We start from the raw sequence: 15,514 nt of genomic DNA on the forward strand, positions 1-15,514 counted from the left end.
AAGCGATTCAGACACTTTCCGTTACTGATCCGCCGCGACGCCCAAAGCGCCCAGACGCGTGCACGCACGCTCAAGCAACGCCAAGTCTCCGGCGGCGCCCAGGCTCCGCAGTCGTTTTTCCATCGCGAGCAAAATGTCGCTGGTGGCCTCTTCCACCGCGCGACGCCACCATGTCAGCGCATCTTCACGTCGTCCCATCTCAAGCAGGGCCGTCGCGTAATTATGCTGCCCTCTGTAATCACCGCCTTCGGCTGACCGCCTGTACCATTGAATCGCAACTGCTGGATCGCGCGGCGTGTGCCACCCCTCTTCGGTAAATCTCCCGACGAGGTTCATGGACTTTGCGTGCCCACGGTCAGCCGCGCGGCGAAAAAGAAAAAGCGCCCGCTCAAGGTCGGTGGGACAACCCAAACCCCGCATGGTCATGATCCCGAGGTTGTAACACCCCCAAAGATCACCCAGATCCGCCGCCGCCCTGTAGCTGCTGACCGCCTCGGCAAGGTCGACAGGGCAGCCCCAACCGAAATGATGGCAACGGCCCAGCATGTTGTGCGCCGGAGCATACCCTGCGCCTGCGGCGATGGCGTACCACTCCCGTCCCTGTTCGGGATCTCGTGGACCGTACTGATCGCTTAGAAGAATATCGCCCCATCGAACCTGATCGAGAACATGCCCCTGCGCTGCACGTTCGCGAATCTCGAGAACAAAATCCGGCAAAGGCGTCGCAGATTTCTTCGCCGTAACGGGGCGACGAGACATTCGCCGCAAAAGATTATCAAAAGCCACGGTTATAAATTCTCATGCGAGTGGTTGCGAGGAGCCTCGTATTGCGAACGAAAGTTAATCACAAGTCGATAGATATAGCCGCCCGGAACGTCAACCAGGAACGCATACACGCGCTCTCGGAACCTTTTTTGAAAACTCCTAACTGACGCAAGCAATTGCGCCACCATGTCGATATTTTTTAATAGACGTGTCTTTTTCTATTTCTGCATCCCATTGGTGGCGAGAGCCCTCGCCGCGGCAACTCGCCCCCTAGATCACTCTAGGGTAATTTTTAGGTATTAACAGTAATTTTTGAATATTACATTATATAGTAAATTTTTGTTCCTATTTCCCGCTTTTAATTCAAAATTAAAAAACTAAATATCCTAAAAAATAACGCAAAAAAACAACACATCAATACCGCTGCAGTTAACGCTCCACAACAACAAATTATCACTATATTTAATAGAATACCCACTAATACGGAATTTATCGCGCCGACTGCTCCCACACACAGGATAACAGATCGAAGCAGACACCGAGCACTGAAAGCAAACTTCAGACGTTACGACGAACCACCCCAAACGATGCTCACCCGGTAAGGACGCTGGTCGGGACTGCCCGCCCCTCTTCGCTCGCTCGCCACAGATACCAGGTGGCGACGGAGCGCCAGGGCGAGAGCGGTAGAGACTCTGCCAACAACGCACGCGGCTTCGGCTGCAGGTCCAGCCCTTTTATTCGCCGCCACCCTTCCCGCACCCCCAGGTCGTCAACCGGCATCACGTCCGACCGCCCAAGCGTGAACATCAGCAGCATCTCGACAGTCCAGCGACCGACGCCTTTCAACGAAATCAGACGCGTGATCAGCGTCTCGTCATCGAGGCGCGCCGCCTGCGCGCGAGACGGCACGGTCCCGTCAAGCCTCGCACGAGCAAGTCCCCGCAGTGTTTCGGCCTTGCGCGCCGACAGGCCGCAGCCGCGCAAACACCCTTCGTCCTGCTCCATCAACCATTCCGCAGAGGGAAGGCCGCCGGCCGCCGCCTCCAGACGACCAAGGATCGCCGCCGCCGCGCGACCATGCAGTTGCTGATAGACCACGGCCCGCACCAATGCGTCATATGGTTCACGCCGTTCCTTATCCTGCGTGAGGCGACATTGGCCGACACGCCCGATCAGCGCCGCCATGTCCGGATCGACCTCCGACAGATGACGTTCAGCCGCGCGATGAGAGAGAGCGGGCATGAGGCAATCAGCTCCTGTCGCCAGACCACATGACGGTTCGAACCGATTCGAACGCCTGCAGATCATCTGATCCAATGAATACCTGTGACCACATAACCGCGCCCACCGGAACAAGTGCGCCCGACATATCGCTCTCGTCAGACAACAGTAAGCTCAACCTGCACCGGATGCGGCGCCACCTTCTTTCCGTGGCATGCCGCAATCGCGATCAAAATATCTGCGTTCCTTTACGAGGATCAGACACCGCTAGCCTCTAGGCCTGTCAGAGGTTGCGCCTGCAAGGCGTATCGGCGCCGCAGATAAAGACAGAGAAGAAGCAGATCGACCAGTACGGTCTACTTCCGACAACACCCCCGCACTTTTCTGAGAAACAACTCACGCCGCCAAAAACTGGACCGCCCGAAAGCCACGTCGCGCGCCGCACTCAGAGCGCATCAGTCGCGCCGACGAGGAATCCCTGCCGACGCACAGTGAATCCCGTTTGATAATTCCGCGCTCAGGCGGACTGATACGTTGCATTACCTTTACCCGGCAGGATACGGGTGGCCACGCGCTGGCGGTGGTGGCAGATTAAGACGGCGGCTCGCAGGCAAACGCAGGTCCATCCGGAGAACGACCCTTTTTCATGACGGTGACGCTGAGGCCTTATTCCCGCGTCAGGGATCCAAGGGAGCCGGTGCTGGTTCCGCGTCGCGGCGAGACACGGCCTGGCGCAGCGGCGCCGAAACCGGTCGCGTCATCCGACGAGAACGGTCGCAACGGACTTGCGCCCACATTCATCGGTCGCCCCGAGGGCTACCGCAAACTGCGTCGCACCAAGACGCCCATGCGGCCCCGCCAGATTTTCGCCGATCCCGACATTGTGGCTGTGCTGGTCATCTCGATGGCGCTGCACGCCGCGTTGCTGGCCTTCGCCCTGATAATGGCCGCACATCATCGACCCCGCGGGTCGCCGATGGCGCCGGAATCGAATTCCGTGGACATGATGTTCGTCACCCCGCCAGCTCAAAGCGGCATGGTCGGCGAACATTCTGACGACGCCGCGGGCGGCAACGCCTCCTCCTCGTCCTCTCAAAGCAGCGACGCCGAGCCGGAGAAGGCCGAGTCCGCAAAGGGAGACGCGCAGCCGACGCCCGAGACGCCGTCAACGCCGCCACTTCCGCAAGCCTCCGCCGACGAGAGCTACCCGACGCCCACGCCGACCCCCGCTCCAATCAATCCGACGTCGAGTAACTCCGGTCAGGGCAGCAAGCAGACGGAGAAGAAGTCAACGCACAAGCAATCGGTCCAACGCCAGACTCACCGTCAGCACGCGCCGTCTCCGTTCGACACGCCAATGGATCTGTCGCTCGATCAGTCCTCGGCGCCGCGCCGCAATCGACGCGGCCGCTCCGGCGGATCGGGCGGGCCCATCGACCTCTCGATCGGGCCCATGGTGCAGAATGGCCGCCTCAACGCGCCTTATTCGACGCGGTCCACGACGCGCGGCGTCAGTGACGATTACAGCGCCGAGGTCGACCGCTGGATACGTCGCCACATGTATTATCCGGAAGACGCGGCCCGAAACGGCGAGGAAGGCCCATCCTCTGTGCATGTCGTGATCGACAGGGCCGGACGCGTGCGGTTCGTGCGCCTGACAGGACAGTCGGGCTCCTATGAACTCGACGCTTCGACGACGGGCATGTTCCATGGCGCAGAACTGCCGCCGGTGCCGCCCGATATCCCGGGCGACCACTTCGACCTGGACGTTACGATCAACTACATACTTATCCGGCACTGACGCGCGCCTTCGCGCCCCGCCAGACCCGGAAGCGGACGCAGGAGAGCCAGAATGCCTGAAATACAGACGATCGAAACACTCGAGATCGGGATGCTGGCGGCCGGGACGCAAGCCATACTCAGCGAAGTCGGTTCGGACTTCGTCTCGTTCACCGACGCACGCGCAGCCGTGCAACGGATCGAAGAGCTGTATGAAGAGAGCGCGGAGGCGCTGCGCGCCGCATTTCGCAACCGCGAAGCTGGTTCTATCGCCCCCCCGACCTACCCCTACCTGGCCTTCCCGGTCTCTCACGGCCCTGCGCCGGGCGTCCGTCCGCCCTTCGATATCGTGCTCGAACCCGGCTTTTACGGCACGACGCTTACGCGCCCGGCTCTGTTTCACGACTATCTTCTCGAGCAGATCGAGTTGCTGATTCGTCATTACGAGCAACCCGTTCTGGTCGGCAGGTCGCGCCGTCCGATCCCGCTCCCCTACGTCATGGACGATGCGGTGGCCGGGTTGACCGAAGCGGACCTCCGCCTGTTGCAGGACCACTTCGCCCTGCCAGATCTGCGCGCAACGGACGATTCCATAGCAAACTGCGCACTGGTGCCCGAAGACGGACGCCCCCGCCCTCTGGCGCTGTTTACAGCAGAGCGCACGGATTACTCGCTGGCCCGCCTGCACCACTACACCGGCACGGCCCCTGCGCATTTTCAACGCTTCATTCTGCTGACCAATTATCAGCGCTACGTCGACGCCTTTCGCGCCTATGGCCAGCAGGAGGTCCTCAAGGGCGGCGAATATGACGCTTTCATCGAGCCGGGCGACATCATTTTCCAGCAGGACACCGCCGAGACTGGCGGCGGGACCGCCCAGCTGACCAGCCTCCCGCAGATGCCCGCGTATCATCTGCGCCGTCCCGACGGGAACGGAATCACGTTGGTCAATATCGGCGTCGGTCCCGCAAACGCGAAGACCATCACCGACCATATGGCTGTCCTGCGGCCGCATTGCTGGCTGATGGTCGGGCACTGCGCAGGGCTCCGCCGCACCCAGCTTCTCGGAGACTATGTCCTCGCACACGGCTATGTCCGGCAGGACCATGTGTTGGACGACGACCTGCCGCCTTGGGTGCCGGTTCCGCCCATCGCCGAGATTCAGGTGGCGCTTCAGGAAGTGACTGCGCGCGTCACCGGGCTGCGTCACGCTGAATTGAAGACACGATTGCGTACCGGAACCGTGATGACGACCGACAACCGGAACTGGGAATTACGGCTGAACGCGCTGTTCGCCGAGATCAACATGTCGCGCGCAATCGCCGTCGACATGGAATCCGCGACGATCGCAGCCAACGGTTTCCGGTTCCGCGTGCCCTACGGCACGCTCCTGTGCGTATCCGACAAGCCGTTGCACGGAGAATTGAAGCTGCGCGGAATGGCCAACGCCTTCTACCGGGAGCGCGTAAACCAGCATCTCGTCGTAGGAATCGAGACCATGCGCCTGTTGCGCGAACAGGGGGTGGCGGGGCTACACTCACGCAAGCTCCGCGGCTTTGACGAGCCGCCGTTCCGCTGACCTCCGGTCCCGCCTCTGCCTGTCTCAAAGACGGCGGCGCTCTCCGAGGCGAAGCAGTCACTGTTGTTGATGTGAGGATACTCTCTGTGCCGACGACCCCATCCAGCCCGCCTGAAGTGATACCGACGATCCGGGTGGTCGCGATGCCAACCGACACAAACCCCGCTGGCGACATCTTCGGCGGCTGGCTCGTTTCACAGATGGATCTCGCGGCCGGCACCGCTGCAGCGTTCCGCGCACAGGGACGCTGCGTGACGGTCGCGATCGACAGCTTCATTTTCCATGAACCTGTCATCGTCGGCGACGAGGTCAGCATCTACACCAAGATCGTGCAGACCGGCCGCAGTTCCATGGTCATCCATGTCGAGACCTGGCGCCGAGCCCGCAACACCAAGGACCGCCGCAAGGTCACGCAAGGAAAGTTCACCTTCGTGGCGCTGGACGAGAATCGCAAACCCCGCCCCCTCCCTCCGGAGGATGGCTTCGATATGGTCACTGCGTGAGCCACGACCAGGACAATCAGATAACCCCCGGCGGCTCCAGCCCGCCGCTGGCCTCCACGACCTGGCGCGTGGACGTGGCGGGCCGCGAGATCGAACTGCCGATAACGCCTGTCAAACCGGACCTCGCCATCGCCCTGATGATGATTACGGACATGGGCGTGTCGTTCGGCGATCATATCGGCGCTGAACTGGCGAAGATTCTGCGCCCCTTACAGCCGGAGATCGTCGTCGGTGCGGCGACGCTCGGCATTCCGGTCGCCATCGAAGTCACCCGCCATCTCGGCCTCGACCACTACATAATCCTCCAGAAATCTCCGAAACTGCATCTTACGAATGCGCTAAGCCGACCGCTGCAGTCGATCACCTCTCACGGCGATCAGGCCCTTCGCCTCGACCGCGCTGCTCTGCCGCTACTGATGCGTCGTCGGGTGGTCATCGTTGACGACGTGATCGCGACAGGCGGCAGCATCGCCGCCTCCATTGCGCTCGCACGAGATGCGGCAGCGGAAGTCATCGGCGTCGGGTGCGTGTTGACGGACGGCGCCGACTGGCGCGCCAGACTGGGCGAGGACGCCGGACTGGTCCGCTCACTCGCCCACGTGCCGCAGTTCAGGCCAACCACCCTGGGACGATGGGAACCGATCGAGGAGTAGGCTCAGTCTGGTCACCGGCGCGTTCCGCGACCGGGCCGACCACCTTCTAAACCGCACGATTTCTGTCGCTCGCTCCGGGACGTCCTCCAAATTTTCCATGTGTCGGCGCCCGTTTCAGAGGCACGCGATTAAACCTATCGAAACCGCTCTCACGCAGGATGCCCGTGACAACAGAGGCATTCCGAGTGAACGATTCAGCGCCGATCCCCCATATCTTCATCGCCACGCCCTGCTTTGGCGGCGTCGTGACGCAGACCTATATGCAATCCATTCTGGGAAGCGTCCTTTCCGCTCCGCATCAGGGACTGGAACTGACGCTATCGATGGTCGGCAACGACGCCCTGATCACCCGCTGCCGCAACACGCTGCTGCACCAGTTTTTCGCCCAAAGTCACGCGACGCATATCCTGTTCATCGACAGCGACATCGGCTTTCAACCGGACGCCATCGGGCGTCTTGTCGCGGCGGAAAAAGATCTTGTCGCCGGTCTCTACCCCCTGAAAGACCGTTACTGGGACGCCCTGACAGACGCACAGACAAAACGCGGGGAACCGGCGGCGACAGCGTCCCTGCGTTATGTCGGCGAATGCGAGCGTCTGCATGAGGCGCCGCCCTCAGATAACGGCGCAAGCCTTGTCGAAGCGGGCTACGCGGGGACTGGCTTCATGCTGATCAGCCGCCGCGCCGTTGAGCGGATGATCGCCGCCTACCCCGAAACGCGCTACACCCGCATCGACGCCGCCGTCGGGCGGAGCGTTTCTGCGCAACCCGCGGCGGCCGAGGCATACGCCCTGTTCGATTGCATGATTGACCCGGAGACCGGAACCTATCTCAGCGAGGATTTCGCTTTCTGCCGACGCTGGCGACAGATTGGCGGCGAGGTGTGGCTCGATCCGTCCATCGTCCTCACACACACCGGTCCATCGACTTTCAGCGGCCATCCCGTCAACCGTGTTGGAATCGCGCACGGAGCGCAGGTTTCTCCCGTCTCCAACCTGGAAACCAGCGGCCTGAAAACACACGCCTGACGCGAAACCCCGAAGCAATCGCCCTCAGGCCGGGCGTCAGAAGTCAGGTATTGTTTGCGACAGGATGCCGCCCTGACGCAGCGGCGCGATCTTCCGGGCAAGCCCTGTGGCGTCGTCCGTCTCGATCATCAGCCCGGCGACCGTCGCCTCGCCCTCCGCAGGCTGCAGCCGCTCGCCCGGCATCTTGCGAACGAAACGCGCCAGCGCAGCCTCCTTCTGCATGCCTATGACGCTGTCGTAATCACCGCACATGCCCGCGTCGCTCTGGAAAGCCGTGCCTCTCGTGAGAATACGGTGGTCGGCTGTCGGGGTGTGCGTGTGTGTGCCGATCACCAGAGACGCCTTGCCGTCGAGCGCGTGCCCAAGGGCCCATTTCTCGCTGCTCGCCTCCGCATGCACGTCGATAATCGCCGCATGCACCGTCATGCCAAGGCGATGGCGCGCCAGCAACTCCTGCGTCATACGGAACGGATCGTCGAGCGGGTCCATGAACAGCCGCCCCATCACATTGGCGACCAACACGCGGCGCCCGTCCGCCAGAGTGAACACAGTGCTGCCCTGCCCCGGCGTGCCGGGCGGGTAGTTCAGGGGGCGGACGACGTTTGGCAGGCCGTCAATCTCCGCCACCAGGTCCTTGCGGTCCCAGCTATGGTTGCCAAGAGTCATGACGTCTACGCCGCAGGCAGACAGGTCGCGGGCAATGGCGGCGGACAGGCCGAAGCCGTGGCTGGCGTTCTCCGCGTTCGCAATCACAACGTCTAGCGACAGGCGTTTACGCAATTCGGGAACTCGGGCGATCACGGCGTCCCGTCCGGCGCGGCCGACGATGTCCCCCAGAAACAGTATCCGCACCAGATTCTCCTGCTATCGTTCCCACTGTCGGCCTCTGCGCCGATCTGCCTGGACGCTGTAGCGTACCGGACTGGAAACGTCAGTTCTTCCCCTCAATCCCGCACCACTGGAGACGCCCCTCGATGCCGCCCGTCCCTCCCGGAAAATCGTTACGACGCCGGACTGCCCTCGCGGCGGTCGCCGCTGTCGGCGCTCAGATGGCGACGTCAAAGAGCCGCGCAAGCGCAGCGACAGGAGCCAGCGCCGAGGATGAGCGCTTCATGACGCAGGCCATTGAAGAGGCGCGCAAGGCGGACTTCCCGTTTGGCTGCGTCATCACCGCCAATGGCGCCGTTATCGCGCGCGGCGGCAATATCGGGCGACAACACCACGATCCGACGGCGCATGGAGAAATGACCGCGATCCGCAACTGCGTCTCGGCCGACAAGACTTCCGAACTGAAGGGCGCCACGCTCTACACAACCGGAGAACCATGCCCGATGTGCATGGGCGCCATCGTGTGGTCCGGCATTTCGCGCGTGGTCTATGCAGTCTCGATCGACGAGCTTGCGGCCCACATGAACCAGATCATGGTCTCGTCGGAACAGATTGCGCGGGCATCCTTCCATCCCGTCGAAATCGTCGGCGGCGTCGGCCTGCAAGAGGCAAGGCCACTGTTCGCGCGGTTCAAGAAACAGGCGGCGCCAGGATAAAGCGTCGCGAACTTAACGCCCGACGGTCAGGACGGCGACGGCTCGCAGTGAATCGTCTCCAACTCTGTCACGATGAACGGAAGGGGCCTGTCATATGGTCCCACGGGCACGTCATCCCACTCCTGCGTCGAAAGGGCATAGCCAATGGCTATCGCGTCGGGACTGGCTGCAAGTGTGCGATCGTAATAACCGCCGCCATATCCCAGCCGGTAGCCGCGCCGGTCGAACGCCAGCATGGGAACCAGAATGATCGCTGGTGTCGCGATCTCTCCATCGGGATACATCGTGCCGAAACGCCCGGCGATCATCCCGACATCCGGGCGCCACTGACGAAACAGCAGCGGATTTCCCTTTTTCGTCGTCTCCGGCAGCAGCACATTCCGCCCTGTCGCATGGAGAAACTCGTTGAGCGGGCGAAGGTCGATCTCGCCTTCCAGTGGCCACAGCGAGGCTATCGCGACATTGGGGCGAAGAAGGATTTCGTGGCGCAGGCGGCCGAGGAGCTGGTTCTGCTTGTCCGGCGATGCGCCCCGCGAAGCTCGGAGCGAAGCTCGGAGCTTCGCCTTACATTCGGCGGTTTCCGCCGACTCCCGGGCGGGGGGGGAATCTTCAGGCATCGTCGCTACGGGAGATATTCATGTGCGGAGCCACCATGGCCGTTGGACTGTACAACCTCCAGGACCTGCTAGTGCAGGTGGGCGCCGGATAACATGACCACGGCCACGTCAGCGCCAGCTCCCGAGGAAGTGCTTATCGGCCCAGGGGTATGATCTGCCTGACGAGCCGGGCAGCCCCGCTCCATCTATTTAGTCTCGCTCAAGCGCCGCCGCAATGGCTTCCGCCCGTTCCGCGAGAACAGAAAGTTGCTCTCCAAGCAGCGCGCGATCTCGCACAGCCTGCCGCCCTTCCGCCAACGCCTCGGTCGTCTCCACCGGGAGCTTTTGGGCCGACACGTCTGCGACCTCGTCAGCCATCAGCAGGGCGGCAAGGACCAGCACCTTCGCTTCGCCGCTGAACCCAAGGTTGCGGACGCGGCTCACCCGCTTCTCCACCTCTTGCGCCATCGACAATAGATGGCGCTCTTCGCCCTGCTCGCACCCGATCGTGTAGGCGTATCCGTTGATGCGTACCGTCACCTGCGCCACGGCCTACTCCTCCAGCCCGGTCGGGGCGCGATGATCGAATCCGGGAGAACCCTGCGACCCGCTGTCCGAGAACTGCTGGTCGTGAAAATGTTGATCATCAAAATGCCGGGCCGATGCATGATCGGCCGAATAATCCGTGCCGGGCGCGAGATGATCGGGCGCCATATGGCTGGAGTCAGCGGCGTCACCGGGCACGGCGATCCCTGAGGATGAGGGCGATCCATCGTCGTCGCCATACGAGGGCTCTTCACCGACTGGAGTCGGGCCTGGCTCGGCCGTCTCATCCAGCACGTCACGCACTCTCATAATGAGGGCGTCGAGATTGGCCGCGATCATCTGAACGTCCGGACCAGCAGGCGCGGCGGGCGTAGCGACAACTGTAGCGGCCACCGCCTTGCGGCGCTCGATCGCGAAGGCGATGCGCTCCAGAGCCGAATTCAGCCTTGCAACCGCCTCTCCCGCCGAGAGGGCGGAGTGAGTATGTTCACTCTGTTCAGCCACGCTACCGCCTTGCTCTCGCATTGAAACCATCTGGCAAGAATCGCCGCCACAGGATTGAACGTCAAGCATGTTCCACACTTCGCCGCCGCCCTTCGCCCGCGACGGGTTCGTGACGCTCGAAGTCGGAGACCTCGCGACTGCGCAGACCGCGGCGGCGGCGGCGGCTCTCGGCGGGTTCACGGCCGTCCTGCTATCGCCTGTGGGCGCAGCGTCCTTTCTGGGCGTAAAATGGTGGCGTGCGATCATAAACGCGCTGATATCCGACCGCACCGTGAACGAATCGGGTCGCAACGACGTCCCCGAACGCCACGACTTCATCGATATCCTTGACTGCGACCGGTTCGCAGGCCACGCCGCGACCGCCCTCGCCGCCGGACAGAAGCGGATCGTGCTGCATCCATCCTGCCCTCAGATCCGATCCATTGAATTGCTCGCCGAATCCCTTGGCCGTGATGTCCTTCGCGACAGGCCCGACGCGATAGTGGTCACCCCCTCCATGACGGCGGAAGATGTCCTCACGCTTCTTTCGCGAAGAGACGTTGCGGCCGGGCCGCATGGACAGCGCGCCGTCCCGATCGCATAGCAACGCAGGACGACAGCCTTACATGACAGGACCAAAGGACAGAACATGAGCGACCGGGTGGAACAGGCATCGGACGAGACGACTGCGTGCGAGCTTTATCTCGTCACCCCGGTGGTGGATGACGGAGACGCGTTCCTTCCAGTTCTTGAACGCGCGCTCGACACGCTTCCCACTGCGGCCGTTCGTCTGCGCCTTGCCGATCTGCCGGAAGATCGCCTGAAGCGCATCGTCATCCGCTTGCGCCCGCCGGTGCAAGATCGCGGCGTCGCGTTGATCCTGGACAGCCACCCCTCGCTCGCCCTCTCCACCGGATGCGACGGCGTTCATGTCGATGCGGAAGACACTGCAACAGCGCGGCTGATCGTAGGGAATGATCTTCAACTTGGCGCATTCTGCGGAACGAGCCGGGACCTCGCCATGACCGCAGGAGAGGCCGGAGCGGATTACGTCTCGTTCGGCCCATTCTCTCAAGCGTCCGAGATCGCGTCCGACGCCGAGTTGGTGGGCTGGTGGTCCGCGGTCATGGAATTGCCCGCTGTGGCGGAAGTGACGATCGACGCTGGAGGCGATTACGCAGCCGCGTTGCAACCTCTGGCCAAAACTGCCGATTTCCTCGCGCTTGGCGGCGATGCGCACGCCTTGTCGCCGTGGAGTGATCCGGCGGGCGTGCTGGCCGCGCTGTCGGGCGTGCTCACTACGGGAGTGTAATCTGGCCAACGGTGTACCGCCTGAGGATTAAAGGCTGGACGTAGGAGCAGCAAATCTGCCTGCCCCTGCACCGCCATCGTAACGATACGCTTGTTACGGTCAGAGACCCGGGCGAAGCCCCAGGCTCCGTGCGTGCCTGTCGTGAAGTCTGCGTCGGAACTCGGGCGCTGCTCAATCAATCCAAACCCGCTATCGGGCAATGGACCTCACAAAACGAAAGAACATTATCTCGCTCCCTGGGCCCGCATTGCCGGATCGAGAGCTACGCGCGCCTTAGAAACCACGCCGTCACCAGCAGGGGCGCGCCGAGCCCTACCGCACCGGCAATGTCACCAACCGGCCCCTCCACGACGAGAGCGCCGACAAGCCCCACGAACGTAACGATCGAAATCCAGATCGGCGGCCACCACTTCGACCGCAAAAGCAACATCATGTGCGACCCTCCACCAGCCGCAATTCCTCGGTCAGAGCCGTCTCCCCTGCAGTGACATCTCCTGCGGCAACACGGGATTTTCGTCCTCCGCCGAATAGCAGGTAGACGCCGGAGCCAAGCACCGCGATCGTAACGACGTCGAGCAGCGCCCAGAGCCACTTCAGCGTGAGCCCCCCGTAATCGCCGAAATGCAGCGGGCGGCAGATTTCCAGCACGCGAAGATACCATGGCATCGCCGCGACGAAGGCGACGGCTCCGGTGCGGGAATCGACGAGCACTGGCGTCAACATTCGCGACCGCAATTTCGACTGTCCCTGCGTCCAGACGACATAGTGGTCCGGACTTCCGCTGATATGCGTCGGATAGGTCACGAACGTGGTCGCCATGCCGGGCAGAGCCGCTTCCGCCGCACGGATCGCGACCGACACGGGTGCGCGTGGAGCCAGCGCCGGATCGTGGATGTATGGCCCCAGGATCGGCGCCACGTCACGCATCTCCCACAGGCCGAACAGCGGCGTCGCCAGCGAATTCATGACGCCGGTCAGACCGACGATCATCGCCCAGCAACCGGACGTCAGACCAATCAGATTATGAATGTCGAGCCAACGCAGGCGTGAAGAACGCGTCCGACGGATTTCGCCGAAGCTCATTCGGCGGCTGAACGGCGCATAAAGCACCACGCCGGAAACGATGGCCACGGCGAACGCTACGCCCATGAGGCCAAGAAACAGCTCGCCCGGCAATCCAGCGAGCATTTCCGCGTGCAGCCTCAAGATGAAGTCCATGACGGCGTCTCCCGGAGGGTCGCCGTCATGCAAAATCGCGCCGCTCTCCGCGCTGAACGTCATCTGGTGCGTATGGTCGAAGGTGTCGTCCGGCCCCGGAGAAAGGCGCAGGAGAATCCGTTGCTTGTCGTGGTCAAGGTAAACGAGGCGAACGCTTTCTTTCGAGTAGGCACTGCGAGCGCCGCTGACGGCCGCGTCCATCGCCGTCGCACTGAAGAGCTTCGTCCCGGAGCCCGACGCGGGCGGGTCGAAGAAATTCGATATTTCGTCCGAGAAAATAAGTGGCAGGCCTGTCACGCACAGCATGAGCAGAAACAGGGTGCACACGATGCTCGACCACTTGTGCCACCACCGCCACCGCCGCAGCGCCTGATTGTTCATGAGCCCGCCTCACTCCGTTTTCGCCCGCCGACACATCGGGGAAGCGGGAGTGGTATTGCGACTTATTATCATAGTCAACAACAAGCCACACGCACCTCACCCTCGCTCGAGCGGCCGCCACAAAGATCAGTTGGCCGAAGCGGCCCTGGAACGCCCCAGCTTTGCCATGACCACACCGGGGAAACGCATGAAAGCGCCTCGTTCGGACGCATCCATGCACCCAAACCACAAGACGCCGTAAAACACCGCAGAAAGCGCAACAAATGCCAGCGCCGCGACCGAAAGCGGCATCTCGACGAGGCTCGCCACGAGCGCCAGAAATCCTACGACAGCCGCAGGCATAATGCGCCGGATGGCGGCGCCGAGCGGCCTGTAAAGGCGCAGGCTGACCCAACTGCGCACGACAAAGTCGAGCGTCATGCGTAGCGCCCAGGCGAACGCCGCTCCAATCACGCCAAAGCGGACAAGACAGATGTAAAGCAGCGGCGTGTAGACAAGGAATTCTCCGATTGACAGCTTCGCGCTGGCGTCGGGACGCCCGATGCCGTCCAGAAAGCCCGCTGCGATGGAATCCACGCCAGAGATGAAGACGCCGAGGCAGAGAAATTTCATGATCGTGCTGCTCTGCGCCGCGAAAGACGGATCGATCCAGAGCGCCAGAAGCGGGTGGCTGAACAGCGCCGCGAACAGGCACACGGGGAACAGCAGGGCCTGAATGGTGAGCACGCTGGTCCGGTAGAGCACGACCGTCGTCTCCACATCTCGTCTCCACGACGCGGCGAAGGCTGGAAAAGCCGACCCCGTAACGGCGTTGGTCAGCAGGGAGAACCGGCCCACGACGTCGGCGGGGGTGGTGTAATAGCTGGTGGCCGCGGCGGAGATGACGCTCGCGATCATGAAACGGTCCATATAGTTCAGGACCGGATAGGCGATGTTGGACACCGTCATCCAGCCGCCGATCCTGAACAGCGGCGCAAGCAGGCGCGGACGCGCGCGCGCAGTGCGAATTTGCGGCATCAGGCGCAGGCAAATCTTCAGGTAACTGACCGTCATCCAAAGGCGGCACGCCGCAAGGACCAGCATCACCCCGATCAGGTTGTTCCAGACCAGCAGCGCCAGCAGCGGTCCCAGATAATACATGATCGAAATGGGGATATTGACCAGATTGGCCGCCCTGAAGGCCTGAAACGCAGTCATCACGCCCCACATGGCGGCGTTCGCCATCACCAACGGCGCTGTCGCGCAGAGGACCCACAGGGCGATCGTCGTCTGGCGCTCAAGCTCCGGCGGGATTTTCAGCCCGTGATGGACCCAGAACGCCACGGCCACAGCCGCGATCAAACCGCCGATCACGCCGAACACCGTCAGCGTGATGATGCCGGTGAGCGTTACGTCCGCCGTCTCCTCGTCCGGCTCGTCCGTCGCGCGGTCGGCGATCGTACGAGTCAGAGCCCGGCCAAGCCCGAAATCGAAGATGCCAAACGTGCCGACCAGACTTAGCGCGATGCTGAACACGCCCCAGCGCGACAGGCCCAGCAGATGGATGAGCTTCGGAGTGACCAGCAGCGCGACGAAAATTGGCGCGATCCGCCCCAACATGTTCCAGCCGGTATTGGACAGGATGTGTTTCGGCTGGGCGGGAGAACGAGGGCTGGGGGACGCCATGAACGGTCAGATCCTGCGAACGGCCGAACGGACCGGCCTTGTGCCAAATAGCGCGTCTGACAATAGCGTATGACGGAGTCGGGAACAGGCCCGTTTGATCGCCACACGCGCTGATCATCGCGCAGGATCATTATCTAGACGGCGCGAAACGAGCGCGCCAGTGGGCCCGGAGCCCTTACCGGAGGCGATTCCGGTCATCGGTCGCCCTTACGTGTAAGGAACGACCGGCTCGACGCAACGG

At 62.4% G+C, this 15,514-nt stretch carries 17 protein-coding genes and 1 other RNA gene; 8 read left to right on the top strand and 10 right to left on the bottom strand.

Annotated features, from left to right (window positions below):
• Positions 1-21: 21 nt before the first annotated feature.
• Both J2D73_RS12885 and J2D73_RS12890 read right to left on the bottom strand, forming a co-directional pair.
• Positions 22-759, bottom strand: coding sequence for a tetratricopeptide repeat protein (locus J2D73_RS12885; protein ID WP_207881939.1), 738 nt, complete (start codon positions 757-759; stop codon positions 22-24).
• Positions 760-1,356: 597 nt separating this feature from the next.
• On the bottom strand, positions 1,357-2,007 hold the full coding sequence (locus J2D73_RS12890) for a DNA-3-methyladenine glycosylase family protein (RefSeq protein ID WP_207881940.1): 651 nt from the start codon (positions 2,005-2,007) through the stop codon (positions 1,357-1,359).
• A 625-nt stretch (positions 2,008-2,632) separates the two neighbouring features.
• Here J2D73_RS12890 and J2D73_RS12895 point away from each other — a divergent pair.
• The 5 genes from J2D73_RS12895 (at position 2,633) to J2D73_RS12915 (ending at position 7,528) form a co-directional block, all read left to right on the top strand.
• Positions 2,633-3,787: an energy transducer TonB gene (locus tag J2D73_RS12895; protein WP_207881941.1), complete on the top strand. Its 1,155-nt coding sequence runs from the start codon at positions 2,633-2,635 to the stop codon at positions 3,785-3,787.
• Positions 3,788-3,877: 90 nt separating this feature from the next.
• The gene (locus tag J2D73_RS12900; RefSeq protein WP_207881996.1) at positions 3,878-5,344 is read left to right on the top strand and encodes an AMP nucleosidase; all 1,467 of its coding nucleotides are present in this window, start codon (positions 3,878-3,880) and stop codon (positions 5,342-5,344) included.
• Between the two features lie 143 nt (positions 5,345-5,487).
• Positions 5,488-5,847, top strand: a complete 360-nt coding sequence (locus J2D73_RS12905) for an acyl-CoA thioesterase (protein ID WP_243429933.1) — start codon at positions 5,488-5,490, stop codon at positions 5,845-5,847.
• Positions 5,844-6,500, top strand: coding sequence for a phosphoribosyltransferase family protein (locus J2D73_RS12910; RefSeq protein WP_207881943.1), 657 nt, complete (start codon positions 5,844-5,846; stop codon positions 6,498-6,500). Before J2D73_RS12905 ends, J2D73_RS12910 begins: the two co-directional genes overlap by 4 nt.
• A 185-nt stretch (positions 6,501-6,685) precedes the next feature.
• Complete coding sequence (locus J2D73_RS12915; RefSeq protein ID WP_408736843.1) at positions 6,686-7,528, top strand: hypothetical protein; 843 nt, start codon at positions 6,686-6,688, stop codon at positions 7,526-7,528.
• 36 nt (positions 7,529-7,564) lie between these two features.
• On the opposite strand, the gene J2D73_RS12920 is transcribed toward J2D73_RS12915, so the two are convergent.
• Entirely contained in the window at positions 7,565-8,380 is an 816-nt protein-coding gene (locus tag J2D73_RS12920) for a TIGR00282 family metallophosphoesterase (protein WP_207881945.1), read from the bottom strand.
• A gap of 122 nt (positions 8,381-8,502) precedes the next feature.
• Between J2D73_RS12920 and J2D73_RS12925 the strand changes: the two genes are divergently transcribed.
• The gene (locus J2D73_RS12925; protein ID WP_207881946.1) at positions 8,503-9,072 is read left to right on the top strand and encodes a nucleoside deaminase; all 570 of its coding nucleotides are present in this window, start codon (positions 8,503-8,505) and stop codon (positions 9,070-9,072) included.
• Between the two features lie 26 nt (positions 9,073-9,098).
• On the opposite strand, the gene J2D73_RS12930 is transcribed toward J2D73_RS12925, so the two are convergent.
• From J2D73_RS12930 to J2D73_RS20855, 4 genes are all read right to left on the bottom strand, one after another.
• Positions 9,099-9,689, bottom strand: coding sequence for a 5-formyltetrahydrofolate cyclo-ligase (locus J2D73_RS12930; protein WP_207881947.1), 591 nt, complete (start codon positions 9,687-9,689; stop codon positions 9,099-9,101).
• Positions 9,690-9,712: 23 nt separating this feature from the next.
• A non-coding RNA gene (gene ssrS / locus J2D73_RS12935) (6S RNA) lies at positions 9,713-9,869 on the bottom strand.
• A 9-nt stretch (positions 9,870-9,878) separates the two neighbouring features.
• A complete protein-coding gene (locus J2D73_RS12940) occupies positions 9,879-10,217 on the bottom strand; it encodes a cell division protein ZapA (protein WP_026398399.1) in 339 nt (112 codons plus the stop codon).
• A gap of 3 nt (positions 10,218-10,220) precedes the next feature.
• A complete protein-coding gene (locus J2D73_RS20855) occupies positions 10,221-10,718 on the bottom strand; it encodes a hypothetical protein (protein ID WP_243429922.1) in 498 nt (165 codons plus the stop codon).
• Between the two features lie 67 nt (positions 10,719-10,785).
• Here J2D73_RS20855 and J2D73_RS12950 point away from each other — a divergent pair, with 67 nt between their 5' ends.
• Both J2D73_RS12950 and J2D73_RS12955 read left to right on the top strand, forming a co-directional pair.
• Positions 10,786-11,301 (top strand): hypothetical protein, encoded by a 516-nt coding sequence (locus tag J2D73_RS12950; RefSeq protein ID WP_207881948.1) that lies wholly within the window; start codon positions 10,786-10,788, stop codon positions 11,299-11,301.
• A 45-nt stretch (positions 11,302-11,346) separates the two neighbouring features.
• On the top strand, positions 11,347-12,009 hold the full coding sequence (locus tag J2D73_RS12955) for a thiamine phosphate synthase (RefSeq protein WP_207881949.1): 663 nt from the start codon (positions 11,347-11,349) through the stop codon (positions 12,007-12,009).
• A gap of 262 nt (positions 12,010-12,271) precedes the next feature.
• On the opposite strand, the gene J2D73_RS12960 is transcribed toward J2D73_RS12955, so the two are convergent.
• The 3 genes from J2D73_RS12960 to J2D73_RS12970 all read right to left on the bottom strand — a co-directional run bounded on the left by J2D73_RS12960 (position 12,272) and on the right by J2D73_RS12970 (position 15,273).
• Positions 12,272-12,442 carry a hypothetical protein gene (locus J2D73_RS12960; protein WP_207881950.1) on the bottom strand — a complete coding sequence of 57 codons (171 nt, stop codon included), beginning with the start codon at positions 12,440-12,442 and terminating at the stop codon, positions 12,272-12,274.
• Positions 12,439-13,608 carry a PepSY-associated TM helix domain-containing protein gene (locus tag J2D73_RS12965; RefSeq protein ID WP_207881951.1) on the bottom strand — a complete coding sequence of 390 codons (1,170 nt, stop codon included), beginning with the start codon at positions 13,606-13,608 and terminating at the stop codon, positions 12,439-12,441. Before J2D73_RS12965 ends, J2D73_RS12960 begins: the two co-directional genes overlap by 4 nt.
• Before the next feature lie 126 nt (positions 13,609-13,734).
• On the bottom strand, positions 13,735-15,273 hold the full coding sequence (locus J2D73_RS12970) for a flippase (RefSeq protein WP_207881952.1): 1,539 nt from the start codon (positions 15,271-15,273) through the stop codon (positions 13,735-13,737).
• Positions 15,274-15,514: the final 241 nt, after the last annotated feature.

The organism is Acetobacter sacchari (assembly GCF_017377715.1).
GTDB classification, from domain to species: domain Bacteria; phylum Pseudomonadota; class Alphaproteobacteria; order Acetobacterales; family Acetobacteraceae; genus Acetobacter; species Acetobacter sacchari.